The sequence below is a fragment of the Klebsiella sp. w6 genome (assembly GCF_033100215.1).
Classification (GTDB): domain Bacteria; phylum Pseudomonadota; class Gammaproteobacteria; order Enterobacterales; family Enterobacteriaceae; genus Klebsiella; species Klebsiella variicola.
On sequence record NZ_CP136907.1, the window covers coordinates 531,083 to 549,824 of the forward strand.

At 55.6% G+C, this 18,742-nt stretch carries 23 protein-coding genes; 14 read left to right on the forward strand and 9 right to left on the reverse strand.

The genetic code is table 11. From position 1 onward, the window contains the following. Window positions 1-5: 5 nt before the first annotated feature. From lptA to R0140_RS02580, 5 genes are read right to left on the reverse strand one after another with little or no spacing between them, the layout of a single operon-like run. Entirely contained in the window at window positions 6-551 is a 546-nt protein-coding gene (gene lptA, locus R0140_RS02560; RefSeq protein WP_002918415.1) for a lipopolysaccharide ABC transporter substrate-binding protein LptA, read from the reverse strand. Then, complete coding sequence (gene lptC, locus R0140_RS02565) at window positions 520-1,095, reverse strand: LPS export ABC transporter periplasmic protein LptC (RefSeq protein ID WP_008806651.1); 576 nt, start codon at window positions 1,093-1,095, stop codon at window positions 520-522. The genes lptA and lptC overlap by 32 nt, the downstream gene beginning before the upstream one ends. Then, entirely contained in the window at window positions 1,092-1,658 is a 567-nt protein-coding gene (kdsC, locus tag R0140_RS02570) for a 3-deoxy-manno-octulosonate-8-phosphatase KdsC (protein ID WP_032741030.1), read from the reverse strand. Before kdsC ends, lptC begins: the two co-directional genes overlap by 4 nt. 14 nt (window positions 1,659-1,672) lie before the next feature. Next, window positions 1,673-2,677, reverse strand: coding sequence for an arabinose-5-phosphate isomerase KdsD (gene kdsD / locus R0140_RS02575; RefSeq protein ID WP_075206807.1), 1,005 nt, complete (start codon window positions 2,675-2,677; stop codon window positions 1,673-1,675). Further along, a complete protein-coding gene (locus tag R0140_RS02580; RefSeq protein WP_008806648.1) occupies window positions 2,674-3,651 on the reverse strand; it encodes a calcium/sodium antiporter in 978 nt (325 codons plus the stop codon). Before R0140_RS02580 ends, kdsD begins: the two co-directional genes overlap by 4 nt. Before the next feature lie 209 nt (window positions 3,652-3,860). Between R0140_RS02580 and mlaF the strand changes: the two genes are divergently transcribed. From mlaF to murA, 7 genes are all read left to right on the forward strand, one after another. After that, a complete protein-coding gene (mlaF, locus tag R0140_RS02585; RefSeq protein WP_012540470.1) occupies window positions 3,861-4,673 on the forward strand; it encodes a phospholipid ABC transporter ATP-binding protein MlaF in 813 nt (270 codons plus the stop codon). A 7-nt stretch (window positions 4,674-4,680) separates the two neighbouring features. Further along, a complete protein-coding gene (gene mlaE / locus R0140_RS02590) occupies window positions 4,681-5,463 on the forward strand; it encodes a lipid asymmetry maintenance ABC transporter permease subunit MlaE (RefSeq protein ID WP_004150949.1) in 783 nt (260 codons plus the stop codon). Window positions 5,464-5,467: 4 nt separating this feature from the next. Continuing rightward, window positions 5,468-6,019 carry an outer membrane lipid asymmetry maintenance protein MlaD gene (gene mlaD / locus R0140_RS02595; RefSeq protein ID WP_004206195.1) on the forward strand — a complete coding sequence of 184 codons (552 nt, stop codon included), beginning with the start codon at window positions 5,468-5,470 and terminating at the stop codon, window positions 6,017-6,019. An 18-nt stretch (window positions 6,020-6,037) separates the two neighbouring features. Continuing rightward, on the forward strand, window positions 6,038-6,673 hold the full coding sequence (mlaC, locus tag R0140_RS02600; protein ID WP_002918386.1) for a phospholipid-binding protein MlaC: 636 nt from the start codon (window positions 6,038-6,040) through the stop codon (window positions 6,671-6,673). After that, window positions 6,673-6,963: a lipid asymmetry maintenance protein MlaB gene (gene mlaB, locus R0140_RS02605; RefSeq protein ID WP_008806646.1), complete on the forward strand. Its 291-nt coding sequence runs from the start codon at window positions 6,673-6,675 to the stop codon at window positions 6,961-6,963. The genes mlaC and mlaB overlap by 1 nt, the downstream gene beginning before the upstream one ends. Before the next feature lie 136 nt (window positions 6,964-7,099). After that, window positions 7,100-7,354 carry a BolA family iron metabolism protein IbaG gene (ibaG, locus tag R0140_RS02610; RefSeq protein WP_004144910.1) on the forward strand — a complete coding sequence of 85 codons (255 nt, stop codon included), beginning with the start codon at window positions 7,100-7,102 and terminating at the stop codon, window positions 7,352-7,354. Window positions 7,355-7,407: 53 nt separating this feature from the next. Then, on the forward strand, window positions 7,408-8,667 hold the full coding sequence (gene murA, locus R0140_RS02615; protein ID WP_008806645.1) for a UDP-N-acetylglucosamine 1-carboxyvinyltransferase: 1,260 nt from the start codon (window positions 7,408-7,410) through the stop codon (window positions 8,665-8,667). 54 nt (window positions 8,668-8,721) lie between these two features. Here the strand turns inward: murA and sfsB are convergent, their stop codons facing one another. Together sfsB and ispB are read right to left on the reverse strand one after the other, a co-directional pair. Continuing rightward, entirely contained in the window at window positions 8,722-8,994 is a 273-nt protein-coding gene (gene sfsB, locus R0140_RS02620) for a DNA-binding transcriptional regulator SfsB (RefSeq protein ID WP_008806644.1), read from the reverse strand. Window positions 8,995-9,190: 196 nt separating this feature from the next. Then, window positions 9,191-10,162 carry an octaprenyl diphosphate synthase gene (gene ispB, locus R0140_RS02625; protein WP_008806643.1) on the reverse strand — a complete coding sequence of 324 codons (972 nt, stop codon included), beginning with the start codon at window positions 10,160-10,162 and terminating at the stop codon, window positions 9,191-9,193. 260 nt (window positions 10,163-10,422) lie between these two features. Between ispB and rplU the strand changes: the two genes are divergently transcribed. The 4 genes from rplU to cgtA all read left to right on the forward strand — a co-directional run bounded on the left by rplU (window position 10,423) and on the right by cgtA (window position 13,264). Then, window positions 10,423-10,734, forward strand: a complete 312-nt coding sequence (gene rplU / locus R0140_RS02630; protein ID WP_002918379.1) for a 50S ribosomal protein L21 — start codon at window positions 10,423-10,425, stop codon at window positions 10,732-10,734. 20 nt (window positions 10,735-10,754) lie between these two features. Next, window positions 10,755-11,012 carry a 50S ribosomal protein L27 gene (gene rpmA / locus R0140_RS02635; protein WP_002434222.1) on the forward strand — a complete coding sequence of 86 codons (258 nt, stop codon included), beginning with the start codon at window positions 10,755-10,757 and terminating at the stop codon, window positions 11,010-11,012. 92 nt (window positions 11,013-11,104) lie between these two features. Further along, window positions 11,105-12,070: a DMT family transporter gene (locus tag R0140_RS02640; protein WP_023298271.1), complete on the forward strand. Its 966-nt coding sequence runs from the start codon at window positions 11,105-11,107 to the stop codon at window positions 12,068-12,070. Between the two features lie 15 nt (window positions 12,071-12,085). Further along, window positions 12,086-13,264, forward strand: coding sequence for an Obg family GTPase CgtA (cgtA, locus tag R0140_RS02645; protein WP_008806641.1), 1,179 nt, complete (start codon window positions 12,086-12,088; stop codon window positions 13,262-13,264). 51 nt (window positions 13,265-13,315) lie between these two features. Here the strand turns inward: cgtA and dacB are convergent, their stop codons facing one another. After that, window positions 13,316-14,749 carry a serine-type D-Ala-D-Ala carboxypeptidase gene (gene dacB / locus R0140_RS02650; protein ID WP_008806640.1) on the reverse strand — a complete coding sequence of 478 codons (1,434 nt, stop codon included), beginning with the start codon at window positions 14,747-14,749 and terminating at the stop codon, window positions 13,316-13,318. Between the two features lie 235 nt (window positions 14,750-14,984). On the opposite strand from dacB, the gene greA reads away from it, so the two are divergent. Then, a complete protein-coding gene (greA, locus tag R0140_RS02655) occupies window positions 14,985-15,461 on the forward strand; it encodes a transcription elongation factor GreA (protein WP_008806639.1) in 477 nt (158 codons plus the stop codon). 152 nt (window positions 15,462-15,613) lie between these two features. Here the strand turns inward: greA and yhbY are convergent, their stop codons facing one another. After that, a complete protein-coding gene (yhbY, locus tag R0140_RS02660) occupies window positions 15,614-15,907 on the reverse strand; it encodes a ribosome assembly RNA-binding protein YhbY (protein ID WP_002918374.1) in 294 nt (97 codons plus the stop codon). 123 nt (window positions 15,908-16,030) lie between these two features. On the opposite strand from yhbY, the gene rlmE reads away from it, so the two are divergent. Together rlmE and ftsH are read left to right on the forward strand one after the other, a co-directional pair. Beyond that, on the forward strand, window positions 16,031-16,660 hold the full coding sequence (rlmE, locus tag R0140_RS02665; protein WP_008806638.1) for a 23S rRNA (uridine(2552)-2'-O)-methyltransferase RlmE: 630 nt from the start codon (window positions 16,031-16,033) through the stop codon (window positions 16,658-16,660). A gap of 99 nt (window positions 16,661-16,759) precedes the next feature. Continuing rightward, window positions 16,760-18,694, forward strand: a complete 1,935-nt coding sequence (gene ftsH, locus R0140_RS02670; RefSeq protein WP_008806637.1) for an ATP-dependent zinc metalloprotease FtsH — start codon at window positions 16,760-16,762, stop codon at window positions 18,692-18,694. Window positions 18,695-18,742 lie beyond the last annotated feature (48 nt).

The window sequence follows — 18,742 nt, forward strand, 5'->3', positions numbered from 1 at the left end:
ACGAATTAGTTACTCTTCTTTTGCTGATTGCCGCTTTTATCCTGCAGCTCAGACGGCACCAGAACGGTGGTGACGCGTCGACCTTTGTCGCTGAAGGCCTGCATTTTTTGCTCTTTCACCAGATAGGTGATCTTATCGCCCTTGATATTGCTGTCGAGCTGTTCCAGATAAGCGTTGCCCGTCAGCACGACGTAATCATTCTGCAGCTCGTAGCGCATTTTCGACGCCCGGCCTTTTACCGGCTTGCCGTTATCCTGCATCTGGTAGAAGGTGGCCGGGTTACCGAAGCCTTCGATCACCTCTTTACCTTTCTCATTGCCCGGACGGGTGACCACCACTTTATCAGCGTTAATTTTGATCGTCCCCTGGGTGACGACCACGTTACCGGTGAAAGTGACGACGTTGCCCTGCATATCCAGTGACTGCTGATCGGACTCGATATGGATCGGCTGATCGGTATCTCCCGTCTTGGCCAGGGCCGGCAGGCTGGCGGCCAGTAAAGCGCCGGCGAGCGCAATCTTAAGGCTGAGTTTGTTTGTTCTGAATTTCATAAGAGGTTCTCACCTTTTCAATCAGCTCGGCATTTTTGCTGCGAAGGTTTCCACGCATTTTCAGGCCGCTGGAATTAAATGTGGTGCCGTATAACGTCACCATGTCATCGGAGGTAACGTCCTGTGTGACCAGATTTATCTGGGCGTTATCCGTCGTAATTTTGCGCAGTTGAGAGTCAGGCGCGAGCGCATTCACCTCAACGTGCCCGTAAAGATAGAGCATACGGTCATTCGTCAGCTTCGCTTTATCTGCCCTGATTGACCAGGTTGGCACCTTATTGGTATCAAAGGTGGTCATCACCGGCTTGGTAAACCAGGAAACCTCCTGATCGGAAAAGTATTCCACATGCTCGGCAATCAGCCGATAGCTCAGGGCGCCTTCCGGGCTGTACACGACGGTGTCGGTATGTTCGCTTTTATACGTCGGGTCGTTGGGATTGACCTCCGGCTGGGCCGTGTCGTCCGTATTCGCCAGATTCAGGCCGATGAGGATCAGCGCGAGCAGCGACAGTAAAATGATAACCCAACGTCTGGTTTTACTCATATTGATTGCCCTTTGGCCTCATCCAACTTGCCCTGCGCCAATAGTACCAAATCGCAGACTTCGCGTACCGCGCCGCGTCCGCCGTTAATGCGCGTGACATAATTCGCCCGCGGCAGCAGCAGCGGATGCGCATCGGCGACGGCGACGCTTAAACCCACTTCCGCCATCACCGGCCAGTCGATCAGATCGTCGCCGATATACGCCACTTCATCCGGACGAACCGCCAGTTTGCTGACTAATTCGCGAAACGCCAACAGCTTATCCGACTGACCTTGATAGAGATGCGTAATGCCCAGCGTCTGGCAGCGGTCTTCTACCAGTTTAGCTTTTCGCCCGGTAATAATCGCCACTTCGATGCCGGAGGTCAGCGCGCAGCGGATACCATAGCCATCGCGGACGTTGAACGCTTTCAGCTCCTCGCCGTGATTACCCATATAGATAAGTCCGTCGGATAATACACCGTCAACATCGAGGATCAGTAGACGGATCTTAGCCGCGCGATCGAGAAATGCCTGGCTTACCGGCCCATAGCATGTCGCTAACTGAGCATCAGCATTATTCATTATTTTTTCCTTACTTACACTACGCCCGCGCGCAGGAGATCGTGCATATGTACCACACCTAGCAGGTGGTCGCCATCGGCAACCAGCACGCAGGTGATATGACGGGATTGCATCAGGTTTAGCGCATCTACCGCCAGGGTGCCGGGACGGATGCGGATCCCTCCCCGGGTCATGACATCGGCAATGCTGGCATTACGCATATCGACGCCGGTATCAAAGACCCGGCGCAGGTCACCATCGGTGAAGATCCCGATGATGTTCATATCGTCATCGCAGACGGCGGTCATGCCTAAATTTTTACGCGTGATTTCCAGCAGCGCATCGCGCAGGGTGGCCTGCAGGCCGACGTGCGGGATTTCATCACCGGTATGCATAATATCATTGACGCGCAGCAACAGCTTACGACCGAGTGCGCCGCCAGGATGAGACAGGGCGAAATCTTCGGCGGTAAAGCCACGGGCTTCCAGCAGAGCGACGGCGAGGGCATCACCCATCACCAGCGCCGCGGTGGTGCTGGAGGTGGGCGCCAGCCCTAACGGGCAGGCCTCTTTGGGCACTTTCACGCACAGATGGATATCCGCTGCGCGCGCCATGCTGCTCTCAGGCCGGCTGGTGATGCAGATAAGCTTCACCTGCTGGCGCTTCAGGACCGGGATCAGCGCCAGAATTTCATTCGATTCGCCGGAATTCGACAGCGCAATCACCACATCCTGTGGAGTGACCATTCCTAAATCGCCGTGCGCCGCTTCGCCGGGGTGGACAAAAAAAGCCGAGGTGCCGGTACTGGCGAACGTCGCCGCCATTTTGCGGCCGATGTGGCCGGATTTGCCCATCCCCATCACCACGACTTTGCCGCCGCAGCGGAAAATCGTTTCGCAAGCATGGGTAAAGTCTTCATTTATATATTGATCGAGCTGGGCCAGACCTTCACGTTCAATTTCCAGCACCTGACGGCCTGCCTGTTGAAAGTCAAAATCCGTGGGCAAATCTATTTGCGACATGATGTTATCCCGAGTCATTCAACGAAGAGCGGCGCTGTCCAGAACAGCATCGCCAACCAAACCACAAAGCCGCCGACCAGCAGTGCGCCAACCAGCCGTCCCGGCTGCTGCTGGCGGCGCCAGCACAGCACCGCGAAGATCAGGCTGACCAGCAGCATCACGCCATAATCGCGAGTGAAGGCTTCGCTCGCAAAGCTCCCCGGCGCGATCAGCGCCGGTAAACCCAGCACCAGCGCAATATTGAGGATATTGGCGCCGATGATATTGCCGATAGCAATGTCATCTTCCCCTTTCCGCGCCCCGGCGATAGCGGTGGCCAGCTCTGGCAGGCTGGTACCTATCGCCACCACCGTCAGACCGACGGTCAGCTCGCTAATAGCAAAAAAGTTTGCCAATACCGTGGTGTTATCCACCACCATACGGGTAGCCATGGGCATGACAATCATCGCGACCCCTAACCAGAGCAGAGCGACCGGCAGCGATCCTTCACGCGGCAGCTCCGCCAGCTGTTCGCGAGTCAGGCTATCGCTGCCCTGGCGCTCCGCCAGACGGGCGATTTTGATGGTAAACAGCAGCCACAGAAGCGCTAACGCCAGTAAAAACAGCCCGTCGAGACGGGACAGCTGTCCATCGTAGAGCACCAGCCCGGCCAGCACACTGACCAGCAACATTAGCGGTAATTCGCGGCGCAGAATATCAGAATGCACGGTAAATGGCCTGAGTAAGGCGGCGAGTCCGAGGATCAGAAGAATATTGGTAATGTTGGAGCCGAGCGCGGTGCCGACCGCCAGATCGATCTGCCCATGCAGCGAGGCCGTGGTGGAAACCATGATCTCGGGCAGGCTGGTGCCGATACTCACCACCGTCATACCGATGATCAGCGGCGGGATCCCCAACATACGACACAGGATGGAAGCGGCATAGACCAGACGATCGGCGCTGTAGACAACCAGCAGTAAACCAATAATTAACAGAGCCGTCGCTAAGAGCATCTAAAGTCCTTTCTTCAGGTATAATCGTCGCCTCGCTGGGTTATCCCTACGCAGCGTAACGAATTCTTAATTTTGACTTTATGTGTGCCAAAAGTAAAACAAATGCCAGCTTTCGCTAACCTGTGCAGGTAAGATTCTGTAAAAATGTTGTGATTGTGGCGCAAGAAAGGGCCATGCTTGCCCGTCAGGTGTTTAGTAAGGATGATTTTATGAGCCAAACTCAGGCGAATTTAGTTGAAGTACGCGGTATCCGCTTTTCACGCGGCGATCGTGTGATCTTCGACGACATCTCGCTGTCGGTGCCGCGCGGTAAAATTACTGCGATCATGGGACCTTCGGGGATCGGCAAGACTACCCTGTTACGCCTGATCGGCGGGCAGATCCCGCCGGACAGGGGAGAGATCCTGTTTGATGGCGAGAACGTGCCGCAGATGACGCGATCGCGTCTTTATACGGTGCGTAAGCGGATGAGCATGCTGTTCCAGTCTGGCGCGCTGTTCACCGATCTCAATGTCTTTGATAACGTTGCCTATCCGCTGCGCGAGCATACGCAGCTGCCGCCTGCGCTGCTGCATACGACGGTGATGATGAAGCTGGAAGCGGTGGGGTTGCGTGGGGCGGCGAAGTTAATGCCCTCCGAGCTTTCCGGCGGGATGGCGCGCCGCGCCGCCCTGGCGAGAGCGATTGCCCTTGAGCCGGATCTGATTATGTTCGACGAACCGTTTGTCGGGCAGGATCCCATCACCATGGGCGTGCTGGTGAAGCTGATTTCTGAACTCAACAACACGTTGGGTGTCACTTGCATCGTGGTTTCGCACGATGTGCCTGAGGTGCTTAGCATTGCGGACTACGCGTATATCGTGGCGGATAAAAAGATTGTCGCCCACGGTAGCGCCCAGTCGCTGCGGGAGAATACCGATCCTCGGGTTCGTCAGTTTATTGATGGTATTGCCGACGGCCCGGTGCCGTTCCGTTATCCGGCTGGCGACTATCACCATGATTTATTAGGCATAGGGAGTTGAGCGACTCATGCTGTTTAATGCGCTGGCCGCGCTAGGGCATCGCGGGATTAAAACCACCGCGACGTTTGGACGCGCCGGATTAATGCTTTTCAACGCCGTTGTGGGCAAACCAGAGTTTCGCAAGCACGCGCCGCTGCTGGTTCGTCAGCTCTATAACGTTGGCGTTCTGTCGATGCTGATTATCATTGTATCGGGCTTGTTTATCGGTATGGTGCTCGGGCTGCAGGGGTATCTGGTCTTAACCACCTACAGCGCAGAGACCAGTCTTGGCATGCTGGTGGCGCTGTCGCTGCTGCGCGAGCTGGGGCCGGTGGTCGCTGCGCTGCTGTTTGCCGGGCGCGCCGGATCGGCGCTGACCGCCGAGATTGGCCTGATGCGGGCCACGGAGCAGCTCTCGAGTATGGAGATGATGGCGGTGGATCCGCTGCGTCGCGTGATTTCTCCACGCTTCTGGGCTGGCGTCATTTCGCTGCCGCTGTTGACGATTATCTTTGTCGCGGTAGGGATCTGGGGTGGTGCGCTGGTAGGCGTAAGCTGGAAAGGCATTGACGGTGGTTTTTTCTGGACCGCGATGCAAAATGCCGTCGACTGGCGAATGGACCTGGTGAACTGCCTGATTAAGAGTCTGGTATTCGCCATTACGGTAACCTGGATTGCGTTATTTAACGGTTATGACGCTATCCCCACTTCCGCCGGGATTAGCCGGGCGACAACACGCACCGTGGTGCATGCGTCGCTGGCGGTTCTGGGGCTGGATTTTGTGCTGACTGCGCTGATGTTTGGGAATTGAGTTCATGCAAACGAAAAAAAATGAAATCTGGGTAGGGGTGTTCTTACTGGTGGCGCTGCTGGCGGCGCTGTTTGTCTGCCTGAAGGCGGCGAACGTCACCTCGCTACGTACTGAGCCGACTTACCGCCTTTACGCGACCTTCGATAACATCGGCGGCCTGAAGGCGCGTTCGCCGGTACGCATCGGCGGTGTGGTTGTGGGACGGGTAGCGGACATCACTCTCGACCCGAAAACCTATCTGCCACGCGTGGAGCTCGATATCGATGAGCGCTACAACCATATCCCGGATACCAGTTCGTTGGCGATCCGCACCTCGGGTCTGCTGGGCGAACAGTATCTGGCGCTGAACGTCGGTTTTGAAGACCCGGACCTTGGGACGACTATCCTTAAAGACGGCGGTACTATCCAGGACACCAAGTCCGCCATGGTGCTGGAAGATCTGATTGGTCAGTTCCTTTATAACAGCAAGGGCGGCGACAATCAGAATTCTGGCAATGATAAGGCCGAGGCAGAAGGTCATACTGACGCGACGCCGGCAGCCGGCACGACGCATTAATTTCAGGAGAAACACGATATGTTTAAACGCTTACTCATGGTCGCCATGCTGGTGATTGCCCCGCTGACCGCTGTCCAGGCGGCAGACCAGTCCAACCCGTATAAGCTGATGAATGAAGCGGCGCAGAAAACCTTCGATCGCCTGAAGAATGAACAGCCGAAGATCAAAGCCAACCCTAACTATCTGCGCGACATCGTCGACCAGGAGCTGTTGCCGTATGTGCAGGTGAAATATGCTGGCGCGCTGGTGCTGGGCCGCTATTACAAAGAAGCGACCCCCGCGCAGCGTGAGGCCTACTTTGCCGCCTTCCGTGAATATCTGAAGCAGGCCTACGGCCAGGCGCTGGCGATGTACCACGGGCAGACTTACCAGATTGCGCCGGAGCAGCCGCTGGGCAGCGCAACCATCGTTCCGATCCGCGTCACTATCATCGACCCGAACGGTCGTCCGCCGGTGCGTCTGGACTTCCAGTGGCGTAAAAATACCCAGACCGGTAACTGGCAGGCCTACGATATGATCGCCGAAGGCGTCAGTATGATCACTACCAAACAGAATGAGTGGAGCGATCTGCTGCGCACCAAGGGCGTTGACGGCCTGACCGCGCAGCTGAAAGCGATCTCCGCTCAGCCGATCACGCTGGAACAGAAAAAATAATGACCGGGCAGCTGAGCTGGACTCGCGAGGGCGAGACGCTGGCGCTGCACGGAGAGCTGGACCAGGATCTGCTGGTCCCGCTCTGGGAAGCACGCGCCAGGGCGACGGAGGGGGCGACGATCATCGATCTCAGCCAGACTACGCGCGTGGACACGGCGGGCCTGGCGCTGTTAGTGCATTTTGTGGCACTGATCCGCCGTCAGGGGCGGGAAGCGCAGCTGATCGCGAAGAGCGAAAATCTGCAAACGCTGATCGGTCTTTACAACCTGCCTGTCGATATGATCCCATAATCTTTTCAGTGCCTTAGCGTTGAAGCTATTCCGAAAGCCCCGGCAATCTTTTCGTCGGGGCTTTTTGCTTGTTTAAGACCGCGCCACTTTCCTCTAAGATGTTGGGCTGTTTTCACTATCAGATAAATTTGAGCCCATGGAAAATCATGAAATTCAGACCGTGCTGATGAACGCACTCCCCCTCCAGGAAGTCCACGTCTCTGGCGATGGCAGCCACTTTCAGGTTATTGCTGTGGGTGAGATGTTCGATGGCATGAGTCGGGTTAAAAAGCAGCAGAGCGTCTACGCGCCGCTGATGGAATATATTGCTGACAACCGTATCCATGCGCTGTCGATCAAGGCCTTCACTCCGCAGGAGTGGGCGCGAGACCGCAAACTAAATGGCTTCTAAGCTGTGGGGGGTCCCCTGCAGCGTATGTGAATTTTTAATAGAGAACAGAATCAATGGATAAATTCCGTGTTCAGGGGCCGACTCGCCTTCAGGGCGAAGTCACCATTTCTGGTGCAAAGAACGCCGCCCTGCCAATCCTCTTTTCCGCGCTGCTTGCCGAAGAGCCGGTAGAGATCCAGAACGTACCTAAGCTGAAAGATATCGATACCACCATGAAGCTGCTGAGCCAGCTGGGCGCGAAGGTTGAGCGCAATGGTTCGGTATGGATTGACGCCGGCCCGGTTGATGTATTCTGTGCTCCGTACGACCTGGTGAAAACCATGCGTGCCTCCATCTGGGCGCTGGGCCCGCTGGTGGCGCGTTTTGGTCAGGGACAAGTTTCTCTGCCAGGCGGCTGCGCCATCGGCGCGCGTCCGGTCGACCTGCACATTAGCGGTCTGGAACAGCTGGGCGCCGAGATCAAACTGGAAGAAGGTTATGTCAAAGCCTCGGTCAACGGTCGCCTGAAAGGCGCGCATATCGTGATGGATAAGGTGAGCGTCGGCGCTACCGTAACTATCATGAGCGCAGCGACCCTCGCGGAGGGGACGACGATTATCGAAAACGCCGCGCGCGAGCCGGAAATTGTCGATACCGCCAACTTCCTTAACGCGCTGGGCGCGAAAATCAAAGGCCAGGGCACCGATCGCATTACCATCGAAGGCGTGCAGCGTCTGGGTGGCGGCGTATACCGTGTACTGCCGGACCGTATCGAAACCGGCACCTTCCTGGTGGCCGCGGCGATTTCCGGCGGCAAGATCCTCTGCCGTAACGCGCAGCCGGATACTCTGGATGCCGTTCTGGCGAAACTGCGTGACGCCGGGGCTGACATCGAAACGGGCGAAGACTGGATTAGCCTCGATATGCACGGCAACCGTCCGAAAGCGGTCAACGTGCGTACCGCGCCGCACCCGGGCTTCCCGACCGATATGCAGGCCCAGTTCACGCTGCTTAACCTGGTGGCGGAAGGGACCGGCGTGATCACCGAAACGATCTTTGAAAACCGCTTCATGCACATTCCGGAACTGATCCGTATGGGCGCGCACGCGGAGATCGAGAGCAATACCGCTATCTGTCACGGCGTGAAGCAGCTTTCGGGCGCGCAGGTGATGGCGACCGATTTGCGTGCGTCGGCGAGCCTCGTGCTGGCAGGCTGCATCGCTGAAGGGACCACCATCGTTGATCGCATCTACCACATCGATCGTGGCTATGAGCGTATCGAGGATAAACTGCAGGCGTTGGGTGCCAATATTCAGCGCGTGAAGGGCGAGTAACCGTGTCCTGACAGGGCCCCGGGGCGTTGGTTCGGGACCCTGTCGATTATCACATCACCTGTCTGTCTTCTTTTGACGCATCATCTGCGTTCTGTCGATAAACTCATGAGTCACCGGGTCGTGGTAGCGTGACGGCCAGATGACCCACGGCTGCGTTTCCAGCGCCGTGGCGATAATCAACTCGCCTTTCGGCCAGGGGCGGGTCAGGGCGTTCGCCAGCGTTGAAGAACTCAGGCCGTGCCGTCGCGACTCTGCCGCCAGCGATGTTCCCCGTTTACGTAACCCAGCAACAATATCGGCGGGATGCCAGTCGATGAACTTATCCATAAATTCTCCTGGTGTTAAAGGTCCAGATCGTCCACATGGGCGATGGGGACACTATACCCGCGTACTATGTAGGGTTCTAACAAGTTCTGTTAAGGCGCCAGAATATTCAGAATCTATCAAGATATTCGGAAGCTTAGGGAGAGAAGTGGCATTTTACTGGAACTTTCCCGCGCATCGCGCGGGAAAGGAGGGGGGATTAATGATCGCGCTGGACCGCAATATGTGCCAGTCCAATCAAAGCTTCGCGCCACGGTGTGTCCGGGAGGATCTGCAGGGCTGCAATCGCTTTATCGGCTTCTTCTTCAGCACGCTTCTGCGTCCACTCCAGCGAACCGCAGGTGGCCATGGTTTCCAGAACAGCATCCAGCAGATGGCGACCATTGCCCTGCTCGATCGCCCCGCGGATCATCGCCGCCTGATCGGGGGTGCCATGATGCATAGCATGCAGCAGCGGTAGCGTCGGTTTGCCTTCGTTCAGGTCATCACCGACGTTTTTACCGAGTCGCTCTCCGTCGGAGCTGTAGTCGAGTAAATCGTCGATCAGCTGGAAAGCGGTGCCGAGATAGCGACCATAATCCTGCAACGCGCGCTCTTCTTCCGCGGAGCAGTCGGCCAGCATTCCCGCACACTGCGAGGCCGCCTCAAACAGGCGCGCCGTCTTGCTGTAGATGACGCGCATATAGTTCTCTTCCGTGATATCCGGATCGTTGACGTTCATCAACTGCAGCACTTCGCCTTCGGCAATGACGTTCACCGCCTCCGACATGACCTCGAGGATCTTCAGTGAGCCTAGCTGGGTCATCATCTGGAAGGCGCGGGTATAGATGAAATCGCCAACCAGCACGCTGGCGGCATTGCCGAACGCCGCATTGGCCGTGGCTTTGCCGCGACGCATGTCAGACTCATCGACGACGTCGTCATGCAGTAGCGTGGCGGTATGAATAAATTCAATCAGCGCAGCAATAGTGACATGCGCGCTCCCTTGATAGCCCACCGCGCGCGCGGCAAGCACAGCAATCATCGGGCGAATGCGTTTGCCGCCGCCGCTGACGATGTAATAGCCTAACTGATTGATAAGCTGAACATCGGAGTTGAGTTGCTCAAGAATCGTCGCATTGACACCCGCCATATCTTGCGCGGTTAACTCATTGATTTTTTCTAAATTCATCGCAAAAGCCGGGCCAAATGTCCTGTTACCATGAATCCAGGTGGGATCACAGAAGGATTAAGACAGAATTAAAAGAAGATATGATTGTACTGAAAAATTGCCGTAGATAAACGTTGTCGTGAAAGTTGTGTTTTTTTTCTGCATTGATCGCTAATCGCTCTTGTCAAAGGCTCGCGTTTTGCGTAATATTCGCGCCCTATTGTGAATATTTATAGCGCACTCTGAATCACATAAAGAGGTGCGCGGAAGCGGAGTTTTATATGTACGCGGTTTTCCAAAGTGGTGGTAAACAACACCGAGTAAGCGAAGGTCAGACCGTTCGCCTGGAAAAGCTGGACATCGCAACTGGCGAAGCTGTTGAATTCGCTGAAGTGCTGATGATCGCAAACGGTGAAGAAATCAAGATCGGCGTTCCTTTCGTTGAGGGCGGCGTAATCAAAGCTGAAGTTGTTGCTCACGGTCGTGGCGAGAAAGTTAAAATCGTTAAGTTTCGTCGTCGTAAACACTATCGTAAGCAGCAGGGCCATCGTCAGTGGTTCACTGATGTGAAAATCACTGGCATCAGCGCCTAAGACCTGAGGAGTAGATTTAAATGGCACATAAAAAGGCTGGCGGCTCGACTCGTAACGGTCGCGATTCAGAAGCTAAACGTCTGGGCGTAAAACGTTTCGGCGGTGAAGCAGTTCTGGCAGGTAGCATCATCGTTCGTCAACGTGGTACCAAATTCCACGCTGGCACCAACGTTGGTTGCGGCCGTGACCACACTCTGTTCGCTTTGACTGACGGTAAAGTCAAGTTCGAAGTTAAAGGCCCGAAAAACCGTAAATTCATCAGCATCGTTGCTGAATAAGTTTTTCGCGTCCCGGTAACGGATGAAAGCCCCGCAACACGTTGCGGGGCTTTTTACATTCGTCTACTGGAAAATTTTGCAGGGAAACAGGCATGAAGCAGCAGGCTGGGATTGGCATTATTCTGGCGCTTACCACCGCGATGTGTTGGGGAGCGTTGCCGATTGCGATGAAACAGGTTCTTGAGGTGATGGAGCCGCCTACGGTGGTGTTTTATCGCTTCCTGATGGCCAGCATTGGGCTTGGCGCGATCCTCGCGATCAAAGGCAAACTGCCGCCGCTGCGAATTTTTCGCAAGCCGCGCTGGCTGCTTTTGTTAGCCATTGCCACCGGTGGCCTGTTCGGTAACTTCATTCTGTTCAGTTCTTCCCTGCAATATCTCAGCCCCACTGCTTCTCAGGTCATCGGCCAGCTATCGCCGGTGGGCATGATGGTGGCAAGCGTCGTGATTCTGAAAGAGCGCATGCGCGGTACCCAGGTGGTGGGCGCGTTGATGTTGCTCAGCGGGCTGGTGATGTTTTTCAACACCAGCCTGATTGAAATCTTTACCCGCCTGACGGATTACACATGGGGGGTAATTTTCGGCGTTGCTGCTGCAACGGTGTGGGTAAGCTATGGCGTCGCGCAAAAGGTGTTATTGCGCCGTCTGGCATCACAGCAGATACTATTTTTGCTGTACACTTTATGTACGATTGCATTACTGCCGCTCGCTAAGCCCGGGGTGATATCCCAGCTAAGCGACTGGCAACTGGCATGCCTGATTTTTTGCGGGCTAAATACCCTGGTCGGCTACGGGGCGCTGGCGGAAGCCATGGCGCGCTGGCAGGCGGCGCAGGTCAGCGCGTTAATCACCTTGACGCCACTGTTTACGCTACTGTTTTCTGATTTATTATCAATGGCCTGGCCCGATGTTTTCGCCAGACCGATGTTAAACCTGATTGGTTATCTCGGTGCGTTTGTCGTGGTTGCGGGCGCGATGTATTCCGCCATCGGCCATCGTCTTTGGGGGCGTTGGCGTAAGCGAGAGGCGGTAGTACCGCTGCCCCGCTCAGGCGAATGATTTACGGAGAGTAAAATGAAGTTTGTAGATGAAGCAACGATCCTGGTCGTAGCAGGTGACGGCGGCAATGGTTGCGTAAGCTTCCGCCGCGAAAAGTATATTCCGAAAGGCGGTCCGGACGGCGGCGATGGCGGTGACGGCGGCGATGTCTGGCTGGAAGCGGACGAGAACCTGAACACCCTGATCGACTACCGTTTTGAAAAATCGTTCCGCGCCGAACGCGGGCAGAATGGCCAGAGCCGCGACTGTACCGGTAAGCGTGGTAAAGACGTGACGGTGAAAGTGCCGGTCGGGACCCGGGTTATCGACCAGGGAACCGGCGAGACCATGGGCGACATGACCAAACACGGTCAGCGTCTGATGGTGGCGAAAGGTGGCTGGCACGGTCTGGGCAACACCCGTTTCAAATCATCCGTTAACCGCACCCCGCGTCAGAAGACCATGGGTACCCCGGGTGATAAACGCGACCTGCAGCTGGAGCTGATGCTGCTGGCCGATGTCGGGATGCTGGGGATGCCGAACGCCGGCAAATCCACCTTCATCCGCGCGGTCTCCGCCGCCAAGCCGAAAGTGGCTGACTATCCGTTTACCACCCTGGTGCCGAGCCTGGGCGTGGTGCGTATGGACAACGAGAAGAGCTTCGTGGTCGCCGATATCCCGGGGCTGATTGAAGGCGCAGCGGAAGGCGCAGGCCTTGGTATCCGCTTCCTCAAGCACCTTGAGCGCTGCCGTGTGCTGCTGCATCTCATCGACATCGAGCCTATCGATGGTTCCGATCCGGTTGAGAATGCCCGCATTATCATTGGCGAGCTGGAGAAATACAGCGAGAAGCTGGCCTCCAAGCCACGCTGGTTAGTCTTTAACAAGATTGACCTGATGGACAAAGCGGAAGCCGAAGCCAAAGCGAAGGCGATTGCCGAAGCGCTGGGTTGGGAAGATAAATTCTATCTGATCTCCGCGGCCAGCCAGCAGGGCGTGAAAGAGCTGTGCTGGGACGTGATGACCTTTATCATCGAAAACCCGATCGTGCATGTGGAAGAAGAGCAGAAGCCGGAGAAAGTCGAGTTCATGTGGGACGACTATCACCGTCAGCAGCTTGAAGAAGCCGAAGTCGAAGTGGAAGATGACGAAGACTGGGATGACGACTGGGACGAAGACGACGAAGAAGGCGTCGAATTCATCTACAAACGCTAATCCTGACTTCGCTGGATCAAAAAGGGCCGCATCTGATGCGGCCCTTTTGTTTTAGTTGTTCTGGTACAAATCTTTATACAAGCGGCTTTCAAAGCGGACCAGCGGGATGCGGCGATTACGCTGGTCGGCGGGTTCCACGGCGTAGCCGGAGAGATATTGCACGAAGGCCACCTTTTGTCCGCTGGCGGTAGTGATAAAGCCTGCAAGGTTATAAACCCCCTGCAACGAACCTGTTTTCGCCGAGACTTTGCCATCCACGCCCGCCTGGTGGAGACCGGCGCGGTATTGCAGCGACCCGTCGTGGCCCGCCAGCGGCAGCATGGAGATGAAGTTGAGCTCGGTATCGTGCTGGGCGATATACTGCAGCACCTGCATCATGGTCGCCGGGGCGATCAGGTTGTGGCGCGACAAGCCAGAGCCGTCGGCGATGATCGTATTGCCGAGATCGACCCCAGCCTGTTGACGCAGGATCTGGCGTACGGCATCGGATCCTGCCCGCCAGGTGCCTGGTACGCCGAAGCGGGCGTGGCCGATGGTACGAAAGACGGTGTCGGCAATCATGTTATCTGACTTCTTCAGCATGATCCGCAGCAGATCGTGCAGTGGAGCCGACTGGGTGGTGGCTAATACCGTTCCGGGGTCATTGGCCAGCGTCTGGCGCAGCAGCGTGCCGCTATAGGTGATCCCCGCCTGGGTCAGCTCCGCTTTGAGGATCGCCCCGGCGTAGCTGGCGCCATCCTGAATGGCGAAGGCCAGCGGCAGCGGCTCGCTACGCTGCGGCAGGCAGCCAGTGAGGGTATAGCGATTGAGATCGCCTGGCACTACGTCGAGCTCGCAGTACTGTGCTTCTGCTGAGCCGCGCGCCAGCGTTCGCACCTGGCTGAACATGGTGACCGGATAATAGGACGCAACGCGAATGAAGGCGAGATCGCCCGGTTTCTGCGCGCTATACAGCGAGACAGAGAAGCAGTTACGGTCGACAATTGCGGCCGCCGGCGGGGCGCTGAAGCACTGCGTCAGGTCGTTCCACGGCCAGCCCGGCGCTTTGTCATGGCTGGCGAAGACCGAGGTATCGATGAGCACATTGCCTTCGATACGCTGCACGCCAGCTTTTTTCAGCGTCGCCACCATATTGCGAATATCCTGCCGTTTGAGCGTCGGATCGCCGCCGAAGCGCGCAATCAGATCGCCTTTCAGCACGCCGCCGTCAAGTGAGCCTTTGGTTTCCAGCGTGGTGGTAAAGCGGAAATCGGGCCCCAGCTGCAGCAGAGCCGCCAGCGCGGTGATAACCTTTTGCGTACTGGCCGGGAGCGCCATTTGCTGGCTGTGATAGTCGATTTCCGGCGTCGATGCGCCGACCTTTTGCGCCATAAAGGCAAGGTTCGCACCGGCGGGAAGCTGGTTGATGTACTCGTCAATATTCGCCGCCTGAGCGCTAAGCGCTATACCGGCAGTCAATCCGATGATAAATCTGGGAAATCGCATAATCTCGCGCTAACAACCTGAAGCCAGGCCGTCATACTACGGTGCAACGCCCAGTAAAGTAAACGATGACCCATAATGAACTTCGGGGTAAAATACCTATCAAATGAAAAATTGCTGCTGACCTGGGGAGTGTTTCCCGGGTCGGTTTCTTTTTGCTCGTGTCCTGCCTGTGGGCAGGGCAGGTGGCGGGGCGGAGCTCTCCGTTCCCTGAAGGAATGATAAAGAGGTATAACTAATGCAAGCGATTCCGATGACCTTACGTGGCGCTGAGAAACTGCGCGAAGAACTGGATTATCTGAAGTCTGTGCGTCGTCCTGAAATCATTGCCGCTATTGCTGACGCTCGTGAACACGGCGATCTGAAAGAGAATGCTGAGTATCATGCTGCGCGTGAGCAGCAGGGCTTCTGCGAAGGGCGTATCAAAGATATTGAAGCGAAGCTGTCCAATGCCCAGGTGATCGATATCACCAAAATGCCGAACAATGGCCGGGTAATTTTTGGCTCAACCGTCAGCGTGCTCAACCTCGATACCGATGAGGAACAGACCTACCGCATCGTGGGTGATGATGAAGCTGATTTTAAGCAGAATCTGATCTCCGTGAACTCGCCGATCGCCCGTGGTCTGATCGGCAAAGAGCAGGATGACGTCGTGACTATCCGTACCCCGGGTGGTGAAGTGGAATACGAAATTACTAAGGTTGAATACCTGTAAGGCGTATTTCCCGCTACGATGTTTATAGATTGTAAAGAAAGGAAAAAGGCCGCATAGCGGCCTTTTATCAACGTCAGGAGCATGGCATTTTGCTCGCCTGGCCGCAGAAATCCCTCGTTTTACACAAAGTTGTGTCGAGATTCAGGATATTCTTAGCGTGGCAGCGAGATCTTACGCTCTGGCGTTGGGCGGTACAGAACCAGCGTTTTACCGATGACCTGTACGTTACAGGCGCCGGTTTCACGTACGATGGCTTCCACGATCAAGGCTTTAGTTTCGCGATCTTCTGAGGCGATCTTCACCTTGATGAGCTCATGGTGCCCTAACGCTTGTTCGATCTCGGCCAGTACCCCTTCGGTCAAACCATTATTGCCAAGCATAACTACCGGCTTGAGCGGATGTGCCAGACCTTTCAGGTGCTGTTTTTGTTTAGTACTCAGATTCATCGTGTTTTTTTGCTTACGTTGGGATTGAAAACGGGTCATTCTACCGCCATCTCCCATATATCGCCAAACTACCGCGTCGATTTTTACGCAGTAAAGTACGATGAACCCGAACGGGAATGTTAAATGACAGGTAAAAAGCGTTCTGCCAGCTCAAGCCGCTGGCTTCAGGAACACTTTAGCGATAAATATGTTCAACAGGCACAGAAAAAGGGGTTACGTTCCCGTGCCTGGTTTAAACTTGATGAAATACAGCAAAGTGACAAAATTTTTAAGCCGGGGATGACGATAGTCGATCTCGGTGCTGCTCCCGGTGGCTGGTCGCAGTATGCGGTCACGCAGATCGGCAACAGCGGCCGCATCATCGCTTGCGATCTTTTACCAATGGATCCAATCGTTGGTGTGGACTTCCTTCAGGGCGATTTTCGTGATGAATTAGTCCTGAAAGCGTTACTTGAGCGAGTGGGCGACAGTAAAGTCCAAGTTGTCATGTCCGATATGGCGCCGAATATGTGCGGAACACCGGCGGTGGATATTCCCCGGGCTATGTATCTGGTAGAACTGGCGCTTGAAATGTCTCGTGATGTATTAGCGCCAGGTGGTAGTTTTGTAGTGAAGGTGTTCCAGGGCGAAGGCTTCGATGAGTATCTTCGAGAAATTCGCTCCCTGTTTACGAAGGTCAAAGTTCGTAAACCGGACTCTTCCCGCGCTCGTTCGCGTGAAGTGTATATTGTAGCGACCGGGCGTAAACCATAACCGGCAGATTTCAAACGAAAGTTTGAAAGAAACTGGATATAGAGTATCCTGACGCTGTTTTTAACACAGTTGTAATAAGAGGTTAATCCCTTGAGTGACATGGCGAAAAACCTAATACTCTGGCTGGTCATTGCCGTTGTGCTGATGTCAGTATTCCAGAGCTTTGGGCCCAGCGAGTCGAATGGCCGCAAGGTGGATTATTCTACCTTCCTGCAAGAGGTCAATCAGGACCAGGTTCGCGAAGCGCGTATCAACGGACGTGAGATCAACGTTACCAAGAAAGATAGTAACCGTTACACGACTTACATTCCGGTTAACGATCCGAAGCTGCTCGATAACCTGTTGACTAAAAACGTCAAAGTTATTGGCGAACCACCAGAAGAGCCAAGCCTGCTGGCTTCCATCTTCATCTCCTGGTTCCCAATGCTGCTGTTGATCGGCGTCTGGATCTTCTTTATGCGGCAAATGCAGGGCGGCGGCGGGAAGGGCGCGATGTCCTTCGGCAAAAGCAAAGCCCGTATGCTGACGGAAGACCAGATCAAAACCACGTTTGCCGACGTTGCCGGGTGTGACGAAGCGAAAGAGGAAGTCGGTGAGCTGGTGGAATACCTGCGTGAGCCGAGCCGCTTCCAGAAACTGGGCGGTAAGATCCCGAAAGGCGTCCTGATGGTCGGCCCTCCGGGTACCGGTAAAACGCTGCTGGCGAAAGCGATCGCTGGCGAAGCAAAAGTACCGTTCTTCACAATTTCCGGTTCTGATTTCGTCGAAATGTTCGTCGGTGTCGGTGCATCTCGTGTGCGTGACATGTTCGAGCAGGCTAAGAAAGCAGCGCCTTGCATCATCTTCATCGATGAAATCGACGCCGTCGGCCGCCAGCGTGGCGCGGGTCTTGGCGGTGGTCACGATGAACGTGAGCAGACCCTGAACCAGATGCTGGTTGAAATGGACGGCTTCGAAGGTAACGAAGGTATTATCGTTATCGCGGCGACTAACCGTCCGGACGTTCTGGACCCCGCGCTGCTGCGTCCAGGCCGCTTCGACCGTCAGGTTGTCGTTGGTCTGCCGGATGTTCGCGGTCGTGAACAGATCCTGAAAGTGCATATGCGTCGCGTACCGCTGGCGCCGGATATCGACGCGGCGATCATTGCGCGCGGTACCCCTGGCTTCTCTGGTGCGGACCTGGCGAACCTGGTCAACGAAGCGGCGCTGTTTGCTGCTCGCGGCAACAAACGTGTTGTTTCGATGGTTGAGTTCGAAAAAGCGAAAGACAAAATCATGATGGGTGCGGAACGTCGCTCCATGGTGATGACGGAAGCGCAGAAAGAATCGACCGCTTATCACGAAGCAGGCCACGCCATTATCGGCCGTCTGGTTCCGGAACACGATCCGGTCCATAAAGTGACGATTATCCCGCGCGGTCGTGCGCTGGGTGTGACCTTCTTCCTGCCGGAAGGCGATGCGATCAGCGCCAGTCGTCAGAAACTGGAAAGTCAGATCTCCACCCTGTACGGCGGTCGTCTGGCGGAAGAGATTATCTACGGTCCGGAACATGTTTCTACCGGCGCGTCCAACGACATTAAAGTGGCGACGAACCTGGCGCGTAACATGGTGACCCAGTGGGGCTTCTCCGACAAACTCGGTCCGCTGCTGTATGCGGAAGAAGAAGGCGAAGTCTTCCTCGGCCGTAGCGTAGCGAAAGCGAAGCATATGTCCGATGAAACCGCGCGTATCATCGACCAGGAAGTGAAATCGCTGATCGAGCGTAACTACGGTCGTGCTCGCCAGCTGCTGAACGACAACATGGATATCCTGCACGCGATGAAAGATGCGCTCATGAAATATGAGACTATCGATGCGCCGCAGATTGACGACCTGATGGCTCGTCGCGATGTTCGTCCGCCGGCGGGTTGGGAAGAACCGGGTTCTTCGAATAACTCTGACAACAATGGCACGCCTCGTGCGCCGCGTCCGGTTGATGAACCGCGTACGCCGAACCCGGGCAACACCATGTCAGAGCAGCTGGGCGACAAGTAAGCTACCGCTGTTGATGTCTTGTTTTAACCTTAAAAACCCCGGGGCGCC